General features: G+C 59.9%; 1 protein-coding gene. It reads left to right on the top strand.

Annotated elements, in window-relative coordinates; translation table 11 throughout:
• On the top strand, positions 1-247 hold a 247-nt coding region (locus ACZ3HG_RS24510), incomplete at both ends, for a Sir2 family NAD-dependent protein deacetylase (RefSeq protein WP_465335093.1).

Raw genomic sequence — 247 nt, forward strand, 5'->3', positions numbered from 1 at the left:
CTGCCAGTTCCCCTCGGCGCTGCGGCCGCACGTAGTGTGGTTTGGTGAGATGCCGCTGGGCATGGAGCAGATTTATCAGGCGCTTGAACAGGCCGATTACTTTATCGCTATCGGCACCTCAGGCCATGTCTATCCGGCCGCGGGTTTTGTCCATGAAGCCAAACTGCAGGGCGCGCATACTGTTGAGCTGAACCTGGAGCCAAGCCAGGTGGGCAACGAATTTGCCGAGCGGCATTACGGCCTGGCG

Source organism: Erwinia sp. PME.40.26/001 (genome assembly GCF_055556675.1).